This window comes from Promicromonospora sp. Populi (assembly GCF_041081105.1).
Classification (GTDB): Bacteria; Actinomycetota; Actinomycetes; order Actinomycetales; family Cellulomonadaceae; genus Promicromonospora.
In genome coordinates this window covers 1,904,696-1,918,313 of the sequence record NZ_CP163528.1, presented here as the reverse complement: position 1 = coordinate 1,918,313, position 13,618 = coordinate 1,904,696, and the positions used below count along the sequence as shown (strand labels likewise).

At 73.1% G+C, this 13,618-nt stretch carries 12 protein-coding genes; 7 read left to right on the top strand and 5 right to left on the bottom strand.

All coding sequences use genetic code 11. From position 1 onward, the window contains the following. The first annotated feature begins 58 nt into the window (after nt 1–58). A complete protein-coding gene (locus AB1046_RS08655; RefSeq protein ID WP_369374338.1) occupies nt 59–1,483 on the top strand; it encodes a hypothetical protein in 1,425 nt (474 codons plus the stop codon). On the opposite strand, the gene AB1046_RS08650 is transcribed toward AB1046_RS08655, so the two are convergent. The 3 genes from AB1046_RS08650 to lpdA all read right to left on the bottom strand — a co-directional run bounded on the left by AB1046_RS08650 (nt 1,467) and on the right by lpdA (nt 5,841). After that, a complete protein-coding gene (locus tag AB1046_RS08650; protein WP_369374336.1) occupies nt 1,467–2,408 on the bottom strand; it encodes a TIGR01777 family oxidoreductase in 942 nt (313 codons plus the stop codon). The two genes, AB1046_RS08655 and AB1046_RS08650, sit on opposite strands and share 17 nt — an antisense overlap. Nucleotides 2,409–2,551: 143 nt before the next feature. After that, nucleotides 2,552–4,393 carry a 2-oxoglutarate dehydrogenase, E2 component, dihydrolipoamide succinyltransferase gene (sucB, locus tag AB1046_RS08645; RefSeq protein WP_369374334.1) on the bottom strand — a complete coding sequence of 614 codons (1,842 nt, stop codon included), beginning with the start codon at nt 4,391–4,393 and terminating at the stop codon, nt 2,552–2,554. Nucleotides 4,394–4,422: 29 nt separating this feature from the next. Further along, nucleotides 4,423–5,841 carry a dihydrolipoyl dehydrogenase gene (gene lpdA / locus AB1046_RS08640; RefSeq protein ID WP_369374332.1) on the bottom strand — a complete coding sequence of 473 codons (1,419 nt, stop codon included), beginning with the start codon at nt 5,839–5,841 and terminating at the stop codon, nt 4,423–4,425. A 260-nt stretch (nt 5,842–6,101) separates the two neighbouring features. Here lpdA and AB1046_RS08635 point away from each other — a divergent pair, with 260 nt between their 5' ends. Next, a complete protein-coding gene (locus AB1046_RS08635) occupies nt 6,102–6,455 on the top strand; it encodes an oxidoreductase (protein WP_369374330.1) in 354 nt (117 codons plus the stop codon). 10 nt (nt 6,456–6,465) lie between these two features. Here AB1046_RS08635 and AB1046_RS08630 read toward each other — a convergent pair whose 3' ends face one another. After that, entirely contained in the window at nt 6,466–7,974 is a 1,509-nt protein-coding gene (locus tag AB1046_RS08630; protein ID WP_369374328.1) for a leucyl aminopeptidase, read from the bottom strand. 101 nt (nt 7,975–8,075) lie between these two features. Here AB1046_RS08630 and AB1046_RS08625 point away from each other — a divergent pair, with 101 nt between their 5' ends. From AB1046_RS08625 to AB1046_RS08605, 5 genes are read left to right on the top strand one after another with little or no spacing between them, the layout of a single operon-like run. Continuing rightward, the gene (locus AB1046_RS08625; protein WP_369374326.1) at nt 8,076–8,435 is read left to right on the top strand and encodes a hypothetical protein; all 360 of its coding nucleotides are present in this window, start codon (nt 8,076–8,078) and stop codon (nt 8,433–8,435) included. After that, nucleotides 8,435–8,893, top strand: coding sequence for a hypothetical protein (locus tag AB1046_RS08620; protein ID WP_369374324.1), 459 nt, complete (start codon nt 8,435–8,437; stop codon nt 8,891–8,893). The genes AB1046_RS08625 and AB1046_RS08620 overlap by 1 nt, the downstream gene beginning before the upstream one ends. After that, a complete protein-coding gene (locus tag AB1046_RS08615; RefSeq protein WP_369374322.1) occupies nt 8,890–9,981 on the top strand; it encodes a quinone-dependent dihydroorotate dehydrogenase in 1,092 nt (363 codons plus the stop codon). The genes AB1046_RS08620 and AB1046_RS08615 overlap by 4 nt, the downstream gene beginning before the upstream one ends. Next, nucleotides 9,978–10,187: a hypothetical protein gene (locus AB1046_RS08610; RefSeq protein WP_369374320.1), complete on the top strand. Its 210-nt coding sequence runs from the start codon at nt 9,978–9,980 to the stop codon at nt 10,185–10,187. The genes AB1046_RS08615 and AB1046_RS08610 overlap by 4 nt, the downstream gene beginning before the upstream one ends. Before the next feature lie 58 nt (nt 10,188–10,245). Beyond that, a complete protein-coding gene (locus AB1046_RS08605) occupies nt 10,246–12,084 on the top strand; it encodes a SigE family RNA polymerase sigma factor (RefSeq protein WP_369374318.1) in 1,839 nt (612 codons plus the stop codon). Between the two features lie 8 nt (nt 12,085–12,092). Here AB1046_RS08605 and AB1046_RS08600 read toward each other — a convergent pair whose 3' ends face one another. Continuing rightward, complete coding sequence (locus AB1046_RS08600; RefSeq protein ID WP_369374316.1) at nt 12,093–13,589, bottom strand: PLP-dependent aminotransferase family protein; 1,497 nt, start codon at nt 13,587–13,589, stop codon at nt 12,093–12,095. Between the last annotated feature and the right edge of the window lie 29 nt (nt 13,590–13,618).

Here is a 13,618-nt window from a genome sequence, read left to right as displayed (position 1 = left end):
CGGACGCCGGGGTTCTTATGAACGTGTGCACTACATCGAATCAGCGGAACTGGTCCGCGTGGCCGTCCCCACGGAGGCCGCAGCTCGCGCCCTCCTGGTGCGCCGTCTAGACACGCTCGCGACACTGGACCACCCCCATCTGGTGCCGCTCATCGCCATCTCCCCGAACGGCCCGGACAACCTGGACGTCCGGCTGTCGCGGACGGGGGCTGTCGACCTGCCCACCGCCGTCGGATCGCGGGGTCCCCTGACCGCCGCGGAAGGCGCCGGGATCACTGTCGCGATCGCACAGGCACTCGCGGCCCTGCACAGCGTGGGTCTCGTCCACGGCGGCGTCCGGCCCACCGACGTGCTGCTGCGCACCGACGGGAGCGCAATGCTGCGCCCCCGCGTGACGCTCCCGGACCACAGCGACGACCCGGTCGACGTCACGTCCCTGGCCACGCTGGTGGAGTCGGTGCTGGGCTTCCCCGGCCCGAGCCTGAACTCCGAGGCCGACGAGGCGCTGCGCGCCGTGCTGGCCCGCGCCCGCGCCGAGGACCCGCGCGACCGGCCCGAGCCGGGTACGCTCGCGGCGCTCGCGGAGAAGGCGGTCAAGCCCGAGCCGGTCCGGCTCCCCGCGGGCTCGGCGCTGGTCTCGGCAGCGCTCAGCGGTCCGGTGCCCATCGCGGGCCATGTGCCGCTCGGCGCCCACACGCCGTCGTCGTGGCGCTCGGCGGCCAAGACCCTGACCGGCTCCATCGCGGCCGTCGACGGCAAGGCCTGGGCGGCCAGCGTGCGGCGGCGGGCGACGATGCCGCTCTCCGGGCGCTCCGGCGCGGGGGTGCAGGGTGTGAAGGTTCCGGTGCGGACCACCGCCGTCTCCGTGTTCGCGACCGTCATGATCGCGGCGGGTGTCGTCGCGGGGATCGCGGCCGGCGTCTCGGCGCTGCCCCAGGTCTTCGGCGGGGACGAGCCGGCCGCCGCGGCGCCCTCGCCGACGGCGTCGGCCGAGCGGCTCGGCGGGATCAACCCGGTGAGCAACGCCAAGGACCCGGCGGGCGCCGCCGCGGAGCTCACCGAGCGCCGGCTCGCGCTGCTGGCGGGTGCCGTGTCCGACATCAGCACAGTCAACGTGGAGGGCTCGCCGGCCTACCTGGCCGACCAGCGGATCCTGGACGAGCTCAAGGCGACCAGAGCACAGGTGGTCGGCGCGTCCGCGGATGTGCAGTCGACCGAGGTCGTGACGCTGGGCCCTGGCGCGGCGTCGGACCTGGATAACGCGACCGAGGCGTCAAGCGGTGGGACGGCGACCGACGTCGACGTCGAGCAGGTCGGCGAGGAGGACCAGCCCATCGAGGCAGTGGTCCGGATCGAGTACACGATCACCGCGCACATGCAGGTGTCCGAGAGCGGCGAGACCGCCGTCCCCGCGTCGCAGGAGTCGGCGGACCTGACCCTGGTCTGGACACCGCGTGGCTGGCGCGTCAGCGAGGTGCGCTGACGCCGCCCGCCTCCACGACCCAGCGGGCCGCGTCCTGAGGTGTGACGTGCGTCCAGGTGAAGCCGGTCCGCGAGAGCACACCGGGCACGACCCGCTGGGAGGCGACCAGATCGCCCGCGAACTGCCCGAGGGCGATCTGGAGCGCGAAGCGGGGCACTGACACCGCGGCGGGCCGGTGCAGCGCCTGCGCGAGCGCGCGGGTCAGTGCTCGGTTCGTCGCGGGTTCCGGGGCGACGGAGTTGACCGGCCCGCGCACGTCCGCGCCGATGACGTGCCGGATCGCCGCCACCTCGTCGGGCAACGAGATCCAGCTCCACCACTGGTTGCCGTTGCCGAGCGGCCCGCCCACGCCGAGGCGGATGAGCGGCAGCAGCTTGCCGAGCGCACCGCCCGACGGCGCGAGCACCAGGCCGTTGCGCAGCCAGACGACGCGTGCCCCGGCCTCGGCGGCGGGCGCCGTGGCGCCCTCCCAGGCCTTGACCAGCCCCGCCAGGAAGTCGTCCCCGCGCTCCGACGCCTCCGTGAGGACCTCGTCCCCGCGGTTCCCGTATGCCCCGATCGCCGAGGCGTTGACCAGCACGGGCGGGGTGTCGAGCCGGGCGATGGTGCGGGCGAGCAGGCTCGTGGTGGTGGTGCGCGAGCCGAGGAGCGTCTGCTTGTATGCCGGGGTCCACCGATGGTCGCCGATCCCGGCGCCCGCGAGGTTCACGACGGCGTCGGCCCCCTCCAGCGCGGCCGGGTCGAGCTCGCCGGTCCGCGGGTCCCAGGGCACCTGCCGGACGCCTCCCCCGGCGCCGCCCGCATCGTCGGCCGAGGGCTTGGCGCCGCGCCGCACCAGGCGCCGCACGCTGTCCCCGCGCGCCAGGAGGTCCGCGACGAGCGCGGTACCGATCAGTCCGTGCGAGCCGGCCACCACTACGTCCATACCGCGAATCTAGCGTGTCGACCTGGACGGCAGCGGTGAACCGCCGGGGACACGGCTGTGGCCGGTTCCGGAACCCGGAACCGGCCACAGCCGATGCTCGCCGCCGACCGCGCAGCGCGGGCCGGCATCAACGAGGTGCTACGTCAGAGGCCGACCTCGGCCTCGAACGCGCCGTCCTCGATGCGGTTCTTGATCGCGGTGAGGAAGCGGGCGGCGTCCGCGCCGTCGACCAGGCGGTGGTCGTAGGACAGGAAGATGTACGACATCGAGCGCACCGCGATGCTCTCGTTGCCGTCCGGGTCCGTCACGACGACCGGGCGCTTGGTGATGGTGCCGGTGCCCAGGATGGCCGCGTGGCCGACCGGGACGATCGGCGTGTCGATGAGCGAGCCGCCCGAGCCCGTGTTCGTGATGTTGAACGTCGAGCCCGACAGCTCGTCCGGCGTCACCTTGTTCGCCCGGGTACGGGCGCCCAGGTCCTGGATCTGGCGCGCGATGCCCGCCAGGTTCAGGTCGCCGGCGTTCTTGATGACCGGGACCACGAGGCCACGCTCGGTGTCGACGGCGATACCGACGTTCTCCGAGCCGTGGTAGGTGATCTCGCCCTTCTCGGTGTCGATGGTGGCGTTGATCTTCGGGTACGCCTTGAGCGCCTCGACGGCGGCCTGCGTGAAGAACGGCAGGAACGTCAGCTTGGCACCCTCGCGCGCGGCGAAGGACGTCTTGGCCTTGGCCCGCAGCTGCGCGACGCGCGTGACGTCGACCTCCATGACCGTGGTCAGCTGGGCCGACGTCTGCACCGCCTCGAGCATCCGCTCGGCGACGATCTTGCGCAGGCGCGACATCTTCTCGGTGGTGCCACGCAGCGGCGACACCTCGAGCTTGGCCGGGGCCGACGGCGCCTTGGCCGCCGCGGGTGCGGCAGCGGCGGGTGCTGCCGGAGCCGGGGCCGCCTTGGCCTCGGCGGCTGCGAGCACGTCCTCCTTGCGGATACGTCCGCCGACGCCGGTGCCGGTCACCTCGGCGACGTCCACACCCTTGTCCGCGGCGAGCTTGCGCACGAGCGGGGTGAGGTAGGAGCCGATGGTGCGGCCGGTCGACGTCGGGGCGGCGGGCGCGGGGGCCGGGGCGGCCGGAGCCGGTGCGGGAGCAGCCGGAGCCGGAGCCGGGGTGGCCGGTGCGGGAGCAGGCGCCGGGGCAGCCGGGGCCTCAGGCGCCGGGGCAGCAGCCTCGGCGGGCTCCGCGGAGTCCGCGGCCGGGTCCGGAACCTCGGACGCGGGTGCGGCGGGCGCCGGGGTCTCAGGTGCCGGGGCGGCGGGAGCGGCAGCACCCGAACCGACCAGCGCCAGGATCGCGCCGACCTCGACGGTCTCGTCCTCCTGGACCAGGATCTGCTGGAGCGTCCCGGCGACGGGCGACGGGATCTCGGTGTCGACCTTGTCGGTCGATACCTCGAGCAGCGGCTCGTCTACGGCGACATCGTCACCGACGGCCTTGAGCCAGCGCGTCACGGTGCCCTCGGTGACCGACTCGCCCAGGGCGGGCAGCGGGACCTCGGTACCGCCACCGGCGGGAGCCTCGGCAGGTGCCTCGGCCTCAGCGGCGGGTGCCTCGGCCGGAGCGGGCTCGGCCGCCTCCGGCGTCGGCTCGGGAGCCGGGGCCTCGGCCGCCTCGGCGGCGGGCTTGGCCTCGGCAGGCTCAGCGGCCGGCTCGGCCTCAGGCGCGGCCGGTGCGGCGCCCGAACCGGAGCCGTCGCCGATGACGGCGAGGGTGGCGCCGACCTCCACGGTGTCGTCCTCCTGGACGAGGATCTGCTCGAGGACGCCGGCGATCGGCGACGGGATCTCGGTGTCGACCTTGTCGGTCGACACCTCGAGCAGCGGCTCGTCGACGGCGACCTCGTCGCCGACAGCCTTGAGCCAGCGGGTGACAGTGCCCTCGGTAACGGATTCGCCGAGGGCCGGCAGCTGCACGTTCTCAGACATGACCTGTGGGGTCTCCTTATTCGTTCTGGTCAGTTGTGGGCGTGCAGAGGCTTACCGGCCAGCGCCATGTGTGCCTCTCCGAGTGCCTCGTTCTGGGTGGGATGTGCGTGCACGAGCGAGGCGACGTCCTCCGGGAACGCCTCCCAGCCCACGATGAGCTGCCCCTCACCGATCAGCTCGCCCACCCGCGAGCCGATCAAGTGCATGCCGACCACGGGCCCGTCCTTGCGGCGCACCAGCTTCGCGAAGCCCTGGGTACCCAGGATCTTGCTCTTGCCGTTGCCCGCGAGGTTGTACTCGATGGTCTCGACCTGGTCCGGGCCGTACAGCTCCGCTGCCCGCGCCTCGGTGACACCCACGGACGCCACCTCGGGCTCGCAGTAGGTGACCCGCGGGATCGTCGCCTCGTCGATCACGACGGGCGCCAGGCCCGCGATCTGCTCGGCCACGAAGATGCCCTGCGCGAACCCGCGGTGGGCCAGCTGGAGGCCGGGCACGATGTCGCCCACGGCCCAGACCTGTCCGCCACCGGGGGTCGCGACGCCGGTCCTCAGCTGCTCGTCGGTCAGGACGAACCCGCGCTCGGTGCGGACGCCGGCCGCCTCGAAGCCGAGGTCGGCAGTACGCGGACCGCGTCCGACGGCGACGAGCAGCAGCTCGGCGTCGAACGTGGTGCCGGACTCGAGCTCGACCTGGACGCCGTCGTCCGTCTGCTTGACCTGGGCGAAGCGCTCGCCCAGGGAGAACTTGATACCGCGCTTGCGGAACGCGCGCTCCAGCGCCTTGGAGAGCGCGACGTCCTCGTTCGGGACGAGGTGGGGCAGCGCCTCGACGATCTGCACGTCGGCGCCGAAGGACTTCCAGACGGAGGCGAACTCGACGCCGATGACGCCGCCGCCGAGCACCACCACGGACTTGGGCACGGTCTCCAGCGTGAGCGCCTGGTCGGAGGTGATGACCTGGCCGCCGAGCTCCAGGCCCGGCAGGCTCCGCGCGTACGAGCCGGTGGCGAGCACCACGTGGGTGCCGGTGTAGGCGGCCTTGGCGCCGTCCGCGGCAGTGACCTCGACGACGCCGGGCGAGACGAGCGTGCCGTGCCCCTCGACGACGGTGATCTTCCGGGAGGCGATCAGGCCCTGCAGACCCTTGTACAGGCCGGCGACCACCGAGTCCTTGTAGGCGAGCACGCCCGGCATGTCGATGCCGTCCAGCGAGGTGCGGACGCCGAACTGCGCGCCGTGGGCGGCGGCGTCGGCCACCTCGGCGGCGTGCAGCAGCGCCTTGGTGGGCACGCAGCCGACGTGCAGGCAGGTGCCGCCGAGCCGGTCCTTCTCCACGAGGGCCACGCTCAGGCTCAGCTGTGCCGCCCGGAGCGCGGTGGCGTAACCGCCGCTTCCCCCGCCGAGCACGACGATGTCGAACGTGGCCGGATTTTCATGCGTAGGCACGTGCTGGCTCCTCGTTGACCGGGTGTGGGTTCTCCACCGCACGCCATCTTGACACTTCAGCGGGCGTGGCCCCAATCGTGTACCCCGCTTGACGGGTGTGACCGTGGCGACATTAACGGGTACTTGGGGCTGTGCGCGGTCAGTGGGCAGTTCGATGAGTCTGTGCGGGCAGGTGGGCGGCGTGTAACAGGAATGTGGGATTCCCTGGAGTTGCGCTCAGTTGCCTAGGCCGGTGCGGAACTCGCTAGTACTCTCGTTCCATGCCTCGCCAGTCCCGTAGCTCGCTTGCGCGATTCTTCCAGCGGCACTCGTCGTCCGGTGGCGGATCGCGCCCCAGCGGGAACGACGCGCGCCGTCAGACGCTCGAGCACCTCCGTGAGTTCATCGGGTCACGCGTCGGGGTCGAGGCCTACGTGGAGCCGCCGACCACGGACATCCCGAGCACGATCCTGCTCGTGGCGAGCACGGGGGAGTGGACGCGACGCCGGGTGCCGGACGAGCGCACCGCGTTCGACATCGCGAACCAGCTAGGGGTGCCGGTGTACAACGTCCGGTTCACCGGCTACCCCCAGCGGATGCGCGACTGGAACAGCGCCCAGCGCAGGTCGAAGTAGCTAGAAGTAGCTAGCTGACCTTCGCCCGGCCCTCGAGGAAGCCCAGGAGGGTGCGGACGCCGACGCCGGTGCCGCCGTAGGGCGTGTAGCCGTGCGCGCCGCCCTCGTTGAACGCCGGGCCCGCGATGTCGAGGTGCGCCCAGGGGTGGTCGCCCACGAACGTCTGCAGGAACAGGCCGGCGTTGAGCATGCCGCCCCAGCGCGGCCCCGAGTTGGCGACGTCGGCCACCTTGGACTTGATGTTCGTCTTGAGCTCGTCGGGGAGCGGCATCGGCCAGAACAGCTCGCCCGAGGCGTCCGCGGCGGCCTTGACCTCGTCGCGCACCGCGTCGGTGCCCATGACGGCGGAGGTGCGGGTGCCCAGCGCGACCATCTGGGCGCCGGTGAGGGTGGCGATGTCGAGCACGACGTCGTGGCCGTCCTCGATCGCGGACGCGAGGCCGTCGGCCATGACCACGCGGCCCTCGGCGTCGGTGTTCAGGATCTCGACGGTCTTGCCGCCGTAGATCGTGATGACGTCGGCGGGGCGCTGCGCGTTGCCGCCCGGCATGTTCTCGGCGAGGCAGAGGTAGCCCGTGACGGCGACCGGCAGGTTCAGCTTGGCGGCGGCCACGACCGTGGACAGGACGGCGGCGGCGCCGGCCATGTCCGACTTCATGGCCTCCATGCCCGCGGCCGGCTTGATCGAGATGCCGCCGGAGTCGAACGTGATGCCCTTGCCGACGAGCGCGACCTTGCCGTTCGGCTTGGCCGGCGTGTAGGCGACCTTGACGAGCCGCGGCCCGCGGGAGGAGCCCTGCCCGACGGCGGTGAGCCCGCCGTAACCGCCGGACGCGAGCTGCTTGTCGTCCAGGACGGTGACGCGCACGTGGCGCACGTCCTTGGCGGCGGCCTTCGCGGCGTCGGCGAACGTGGCCGGGTAGAGCTCGTTGGGCGCCGTGTTGACGAGGTCGCGGGCGGCGTGCACCGCCGCGGCGAGGATCTCGGCACGCTCGGCGGCGACCTTCGCCTTCGCGTTCTTGTGCAGCGGCGTCAGGATCTCGATGGCGCCGACCGGGTCCTTACCGGATTCCTTCGCTGTGGACTTGCCTGCGCTGCGGTACTGGTTGAAGGCGTAGGCGCCCAGCAGGGCGCCCTCCGTCACGGCAGTGATCTCGGCGTCGTCGGAGGCGGGGAGCGCCAGCGCGGCGGTCTTGATGCCCGCCAGCTCACGGGTCGCCGCGCCCGCGGCGCGGCGCAGGGTCTCGATGGCGAAGGTGCCGTCCTCGGCACGCTCGCCCAGGCCGGTCAGCACCAGGATCTCGGCGGCGAGCTTGGGGCCGGCGGGGATCTTGCGGACCTCGTCGCGCGCGCCGGTGACGCCGAGCTGCGGCGCGAGCGACTCGAGCTGCGTCAGCAGGTCGGTGGGGAGCTGGTCGGACACGACGGCTACGCCGTCCGACGTCTGGGCGGTCGCCACCACTAGCGCTTCGGCCTTTACGGCGGTGGGATTCTTGCTGGAGAGGGTCACGTCGGTCACGGGGCCGATCGTAACCCGGGCCTCTGACGGCCCCGATGGAGGCGCAGGTCACGCACGATCCGATTGCCGCTCGGTGGGCGGTGCCCGGTAGTCTGCGAGACGTGATCCTTGCCCTCCTGCTCCTCGTGATCGCGCTGTGCGTGGTCCTGACCGGGTGGGCCGGTTGGTTCGTGGCCCGTGACCGCGCGGTCATCCTGAACCAGCTCTGGGGCGGGGCCGTGATCGAGGTCTTTGTGCTCGTGCAGGGTGTCGTCGCGATCGTGCGGGGCGCCACCGGCGCCGGCGCGGACGACCCGCTGCTGTTCTGGGGCTATTTCGCGACCACCCTGGTGATCCTGCCGGTCGCCGCCGCGTGGGCCTTCGCGGAGCGCACCAAGTGGAGCTCGGTGGTGCTGCTGGTGGCGTCGGTGACCGTGGCCTTCCTGGAGTGGCGTATGTGGCAGATCTGGACGGGGGCGTGATGTCGGAACAGACGGGTGCACGGCAGGCGGGCACACGGCCGCTCGCTGCACGGCCGACCGGGCGGGGCTTCGGCCGGGTCCTGGTGACCATCTACGGGATCCTGGCGTTCGCCGCCCTCGGCCGGTCCTCCTACGAGCTCGTCGTGAAGTTCGGCGAGGCGCCGGTCGCCTACACGCTCTCCACGCTCGCCGCCGCCGTCTACGTGGTGGCCACTTTCGCGCTGGCGATCGGTACGCCGGCCTGGCGCGTCACCGCGTGGATCACCGTCGGGATCGAGGCAGTGGGCGTCGTGACGGTCGGCGCGCTGTCGCTCGCCGACGCGGGCGTGTTCGGCGAGTCGACCGTCTGGTCCGGGTTCGGCCAGGGCTACGGTTACGTGCCGCTGGTCCTGCCCTTCGTGGGGTTGTGGTGGCTGTGGCGGACGTCGCGCAGCACGTCCGAGGAGAGGACTGCATGAGCTGGCCGTACTCGTTGTTGTTCAGCATCGCTTTGCGCCGGATGGACCCCGAGCGCGCGCACGAGCTCGCGTTCTCGCTGATCGAGCGGGCGGGGCAGGTGCCGGTGCTGCGCGACGTCGTCCAGGGCGCCGTCGCCCCCTACCTCGGCCAGCGCGCCGGGGGGCCCGGGAGCGTGCGGCTGTTCGGCCGGGTGGTTCCGGCGCCGTTCGGCCTGGCCGGCGGGTTCGACAAGAACGCACGCGCGATCCGGGGCCTGACGATGCTCGGCTTCGGGTTCATCGAGATCGGCACGGTCACCGCGCGCCCGCAGCCCGGCAACGAGCGGCCGCGCATGTGGCGCGAGCTCGACGTGCGCGGGGTGCGCAACCGGATGGGCTTCAACAACGAGGGCGCCGCGGCCGCCGCGGACCGGCTCCGCGAACTGCGCCGGACCGCCGCGGGCCGCGCGATCGTCGTCGGCGCCAACATCGGCAAGTCCAAGGTGACGCAGCCCGAGGACGCCGCCGCCGACTACGCGACCTCCGCCCGCCTGCTGGCCCCCTGGGCCGACTACCTCGTGGTCAACGTCTCCTCCCCGAACACTCCCGGCCTGCGCGACCTGCAGTCGACGCAGGCGCTGCGCCCGATCCTGCAGGCAGTGCGTGCCGCCGCCGACGAGGCGAACGCAACCGTGTCCACGGGCGGCGGCCGGCGCGTCCCGCTCCTGGTGAAGATCGCCCCCGACCTCGCGGACGAGGACATCGACGCCGTCGCCGAACTCGTCCTCGAGCTCGGGCTGGACGGCGTGGTCGCCGTCAACACCACCATCGGCCACGACCGTGGCCCGGGCGGCCTGTCCGGGCCGCCCCTGCTGGGCCGGGGCATCGAGGTGGTCGCGCGGCTGCGCGAACGGCTCGGCCTGGGCCCGGTCATCATCGGCGTGGGTGGCATCACCCGGGCCGACGACGTCCGCGCCTACCTGCGCGCGGGGGCCGACCTGACCCAGGGCTACACGTCATTCGTCTACGAGGGGCCGTTCTGGGCGTCGGAGATCAACCGCGCCCTGACCCGCTCGGCCGGCTCGACAGCAAGTGGGAGGTACGAATGATCCGTCCGCAGTGGGAGTGGTCTCTGGACGACGCCGAGGGGCGTCGCCTGAGCGAACCCGTCACACCCGTCTTCACCGCGCAGTACGACGCCGAGCAGTGGCTCGGCGAGCACTGGCGTTCGCTGGCCGAGGCCGGTGCGGTGCAGGCCCGGTTGCTGCACGACGGCACCGAGGCGGCACCGGCCGTGGACCTGCGGACGCCCTGAGCCGAGATTCCTGGAACATCGGCTGAACCTTCCCGCGAGGGGGCGCGTCATGGGGGACATGAGCATCCACGCACCCGAGCGGGCCGAGGTCCGCGTGGTCCGTTCCAGGGACCAGGAGTTCGTCGCGTTCGTCGGAGACGCCCGCCCGTACCTCTTCCGCACCGCCTACCTGCTGTGCGGCGACCCGCACCGGGCCGAGGACCTGGTCCAGGGCACCTTCGAGCGGGTCTTCCGGTCGTGGCACAAGGTGCGTTCCGAACCGCGTGCCTACGCCCGGCGGATCCTCGTCAACCTGCGTACCGACACCTGGCGCCGTACCAGCCGCACCGACCTGCCCGGCGACGACGTGATCCGGCTTCCCGACACGCCGGACCACGCCGCGCGCGTCGCCGTCCGGGACGAGCTTGTGCAGGCGTTGGCGCAGCTACCGCCGCAGCAGCGCCGGGTGGTGGTCATGCGGCACCTGCTGGACCTGTCCGAGGCTCAGGTCGCGGATGAGCTGGGGAGGTCGGTGGGTACGGTGAAGTCGACGAACGCACGCGGCCTGGAGAACCTGCGCAGCATCCTGGAGCGTGCGGACCTCGCGGACATCCCCGTGCCGCACCGCGACGCGGCAGAGACGCTCGGCGCGAGCCGGGCCGCGCTGCGCAGACGGCGCGCCGCGCAGGCGGTGCTGGGTGGCGTGGCGGCAATCGTGGTCGCGTTCTTCCTGGCGGGCCCGGTCCCCGTCCCGGGCCTGGGCCCGGTCGCGCTGCCGGGCAGCGAGTGGTTCCGCACGCTCGTGGGCCTGGAGCAGCCCGACGCCGACGCGCTGCCCGGTGACTGCGCGGCGGAGCCGTCAGGTCCGGGAGGCTCTCCCTGGCCGGAGGGGACGTGCGTGGTCCGGATCGAGGTGGGGGCCGCGCCCGACCCCGTCGAGGCGGGCGCCGTCGTCGACGCGAACATGGTCGACGACGTGCCCTGGACCACTGTGGGTAGCGGTCAGACGGACACGCTGGCGGCGGACGGCTCGATCGTGACGATCACCGAGATGTCCCCTGGCCCGGACGACGGCGACGTGTATCCCGACCGGATGCTGGTGCTCGAGCTGCTCGCGGCCACCGGGGACCGCACAGTGCTCGCCCACAACGGCACTGTCGACGGCCACAACGCGGAGATTGCCCACATCGTGCGCCAGGGTGACCGGATCGCTTGGCTGGAGGTGGCGACGCCGGAGAGCGAGCTGTCACCTTGGGCGATCCGTGTGGTCGACGACGTGCGGGACCCCGAGGTGCGCACGCTCGTGGAGTCGTCGGGCGAGCCGGTGCCGGTGGGGTACCAGATCGGGCTGAGCGGTTCATATCTGCACCTGCAGCGGCTGGCGGACCAGGGTGAGATCGAGCAGGTCCGGGTCCGGCTGGCGAACGGCGAGGCTGAGACCGTGGTCGGGGGCGCCACCGGGTTCACCGCCATGTCGGACGGGGTGGCGTGGGCGGCGAACGACCTGGGAGCCGGCGTCGAGCTCTCGGCGCGTTCGGACGACGGCCTCGTGCGGCCCGTCATGACGCTCCCGCCGGTGGCTGAGTACCGGGCCGAGACGGTGACGCGGATGGCGTCGTCGGACGGGGTGCTGGCGTGGGGGCTGGCAGGTGACCTGTACGTGCTCGACCGGGCGTCGGAGGCCGTCACGCTGGCCGAGCTGGAGGGCGACGTGACCGGGATCGACGCCGACGAGCGGGCGGTGGCGTGGATGAGCGGGCCGGCGGGCTTTCTGCTGCTCGACGGCCGGGTCTATCGGCTGGAGGGCGTGGTCGCCGACGTGGCCGTGGCAGGGGAGCGGGTGGCATGGGTGTCCTCGGGTCCCGGAGCGTCCGACCCGCAGCTGTACGTGGCGTGGATCGGGCAGCCGGACCGCTGACCGAGCCCCTACGCGCGGGAGCCTGCCGGGCGCTGCCGGCCGGCGACCCGTCCCCAGGCTCGGACGAGGCGCGGGACGGCGTCGGACAGCTCGGCGGGCGACCGCGTGAAGGTGAGCCGCACGCGGGAGGTGGCACCGGCGTTGTCCGGCGTGAACATCGGGCCGCCCCCTACCCGCACGCCCTCGGCCGCGGCAGCGGCGGCGAACGCCTGCGCGACCGGGAGGCCCAGGTCGACCCAGCAGAACAGCCCGCCCTGGGGCACCGGGACGTCCCAGGGAAACGCCTCCTGGAGCCGGCCCACCAGGACGTCGCGCCGCTCGCGCAACATCTGCCGGCGGCCCGCCATGACCTCGGCGCGGCGCCCGAGCAGCTCCGTCACGGCGAGCTGCTCCAGCACTGCGGTCGCGATGTCCACCGACTGCCGTGCCCGCGCGAGCTGCGCGATCACCTGCGGGTGTGCCCGGACCCAGCCGACGCGGAGCCCGCCCCAGAACGCCTTCGAGGCCGACCCCACGGACACCACGTGCGGCGACGTCCCGTCGCCGGCGAACGGGGGCGGCGTGCGCTCGTCCGACAGCCCGAGCTCGACGAGCGTCTCGTCGCCCACGACCGTGACGCCGTGCCGGTCGGCGATCTCCCGGACCGCCGCCCGCTCCTCGGCGGACAGCACAAAGCCCGTCGGGTTCTGATAGTCCGGCACGAGGTACACGAGGCGCGGCCGGGCGCGCCGCACCGTAGATGCGAGCTGGTCGACGTCGAGCGGCCCGGCGGGCACCCCGACCACGCGGCCCCCGGCATCGCGCATGGCCTCCATGGCGTGGAAGTAGGTGGGCGACTCCACCACCGCACGCTCGCCAGGGCGCAGGTGGGTGCGCGCAAGGAGGGCGATCGCCTGCTGGGCGCCCGTGGTGACCAGGATCTCGCCGGCGGTGGTGGGCACGCCGCGCTCGCGGTAGCGCGCCGCGATCGCCTCGCGCAGCGGCGTCAGGCCGTAGGGCTCGTACCCGCCCGAGTCGAGGTAGGCGGGCAGCCCGTCCAGCGCCCGGGCGAAGGCCCCGTGCAGCTCGGGCGGAGCGGGCGGCGTCGCCTGCCACAGGTCGAGGTGCCCGACGGCGGCCGGTGCACCCGCGTGCGTCCCGCCCCGCAGGGGGTCTGCGGACAGCGGGGCGTCGCCGCCGGCGGGCCGGTGCAGCGGGCCGGGTTCGATCGCGCGCTGCGGCAGCGTCGTCACGGTGCCCGACCCGACGCGGCTGACCGCGAAGCCCAGCTCCCGCAGCCGTGCGTATGCGCCCGACGTGGTGGTGCGCGAGACGTTGAGCGTCGCCGCGAGCTCGCGTTCGCTGGGCAGACGGGTGTGCGGCGCCAGGGTGCCCGACAGCACCGCGGCCCGCAGCGCGTCCGCGAGGGCGATGTAGGCGGGTCCGCCGGCGTGCCAGGTGCCCAGCAGGCGGGCGGTGGTCGCGGGGGAGAGCTGGCGCAGCACTGTGGGAGACGCGACGGGCATGTGGCCACTCTTGCGTGATTGGCCATGGA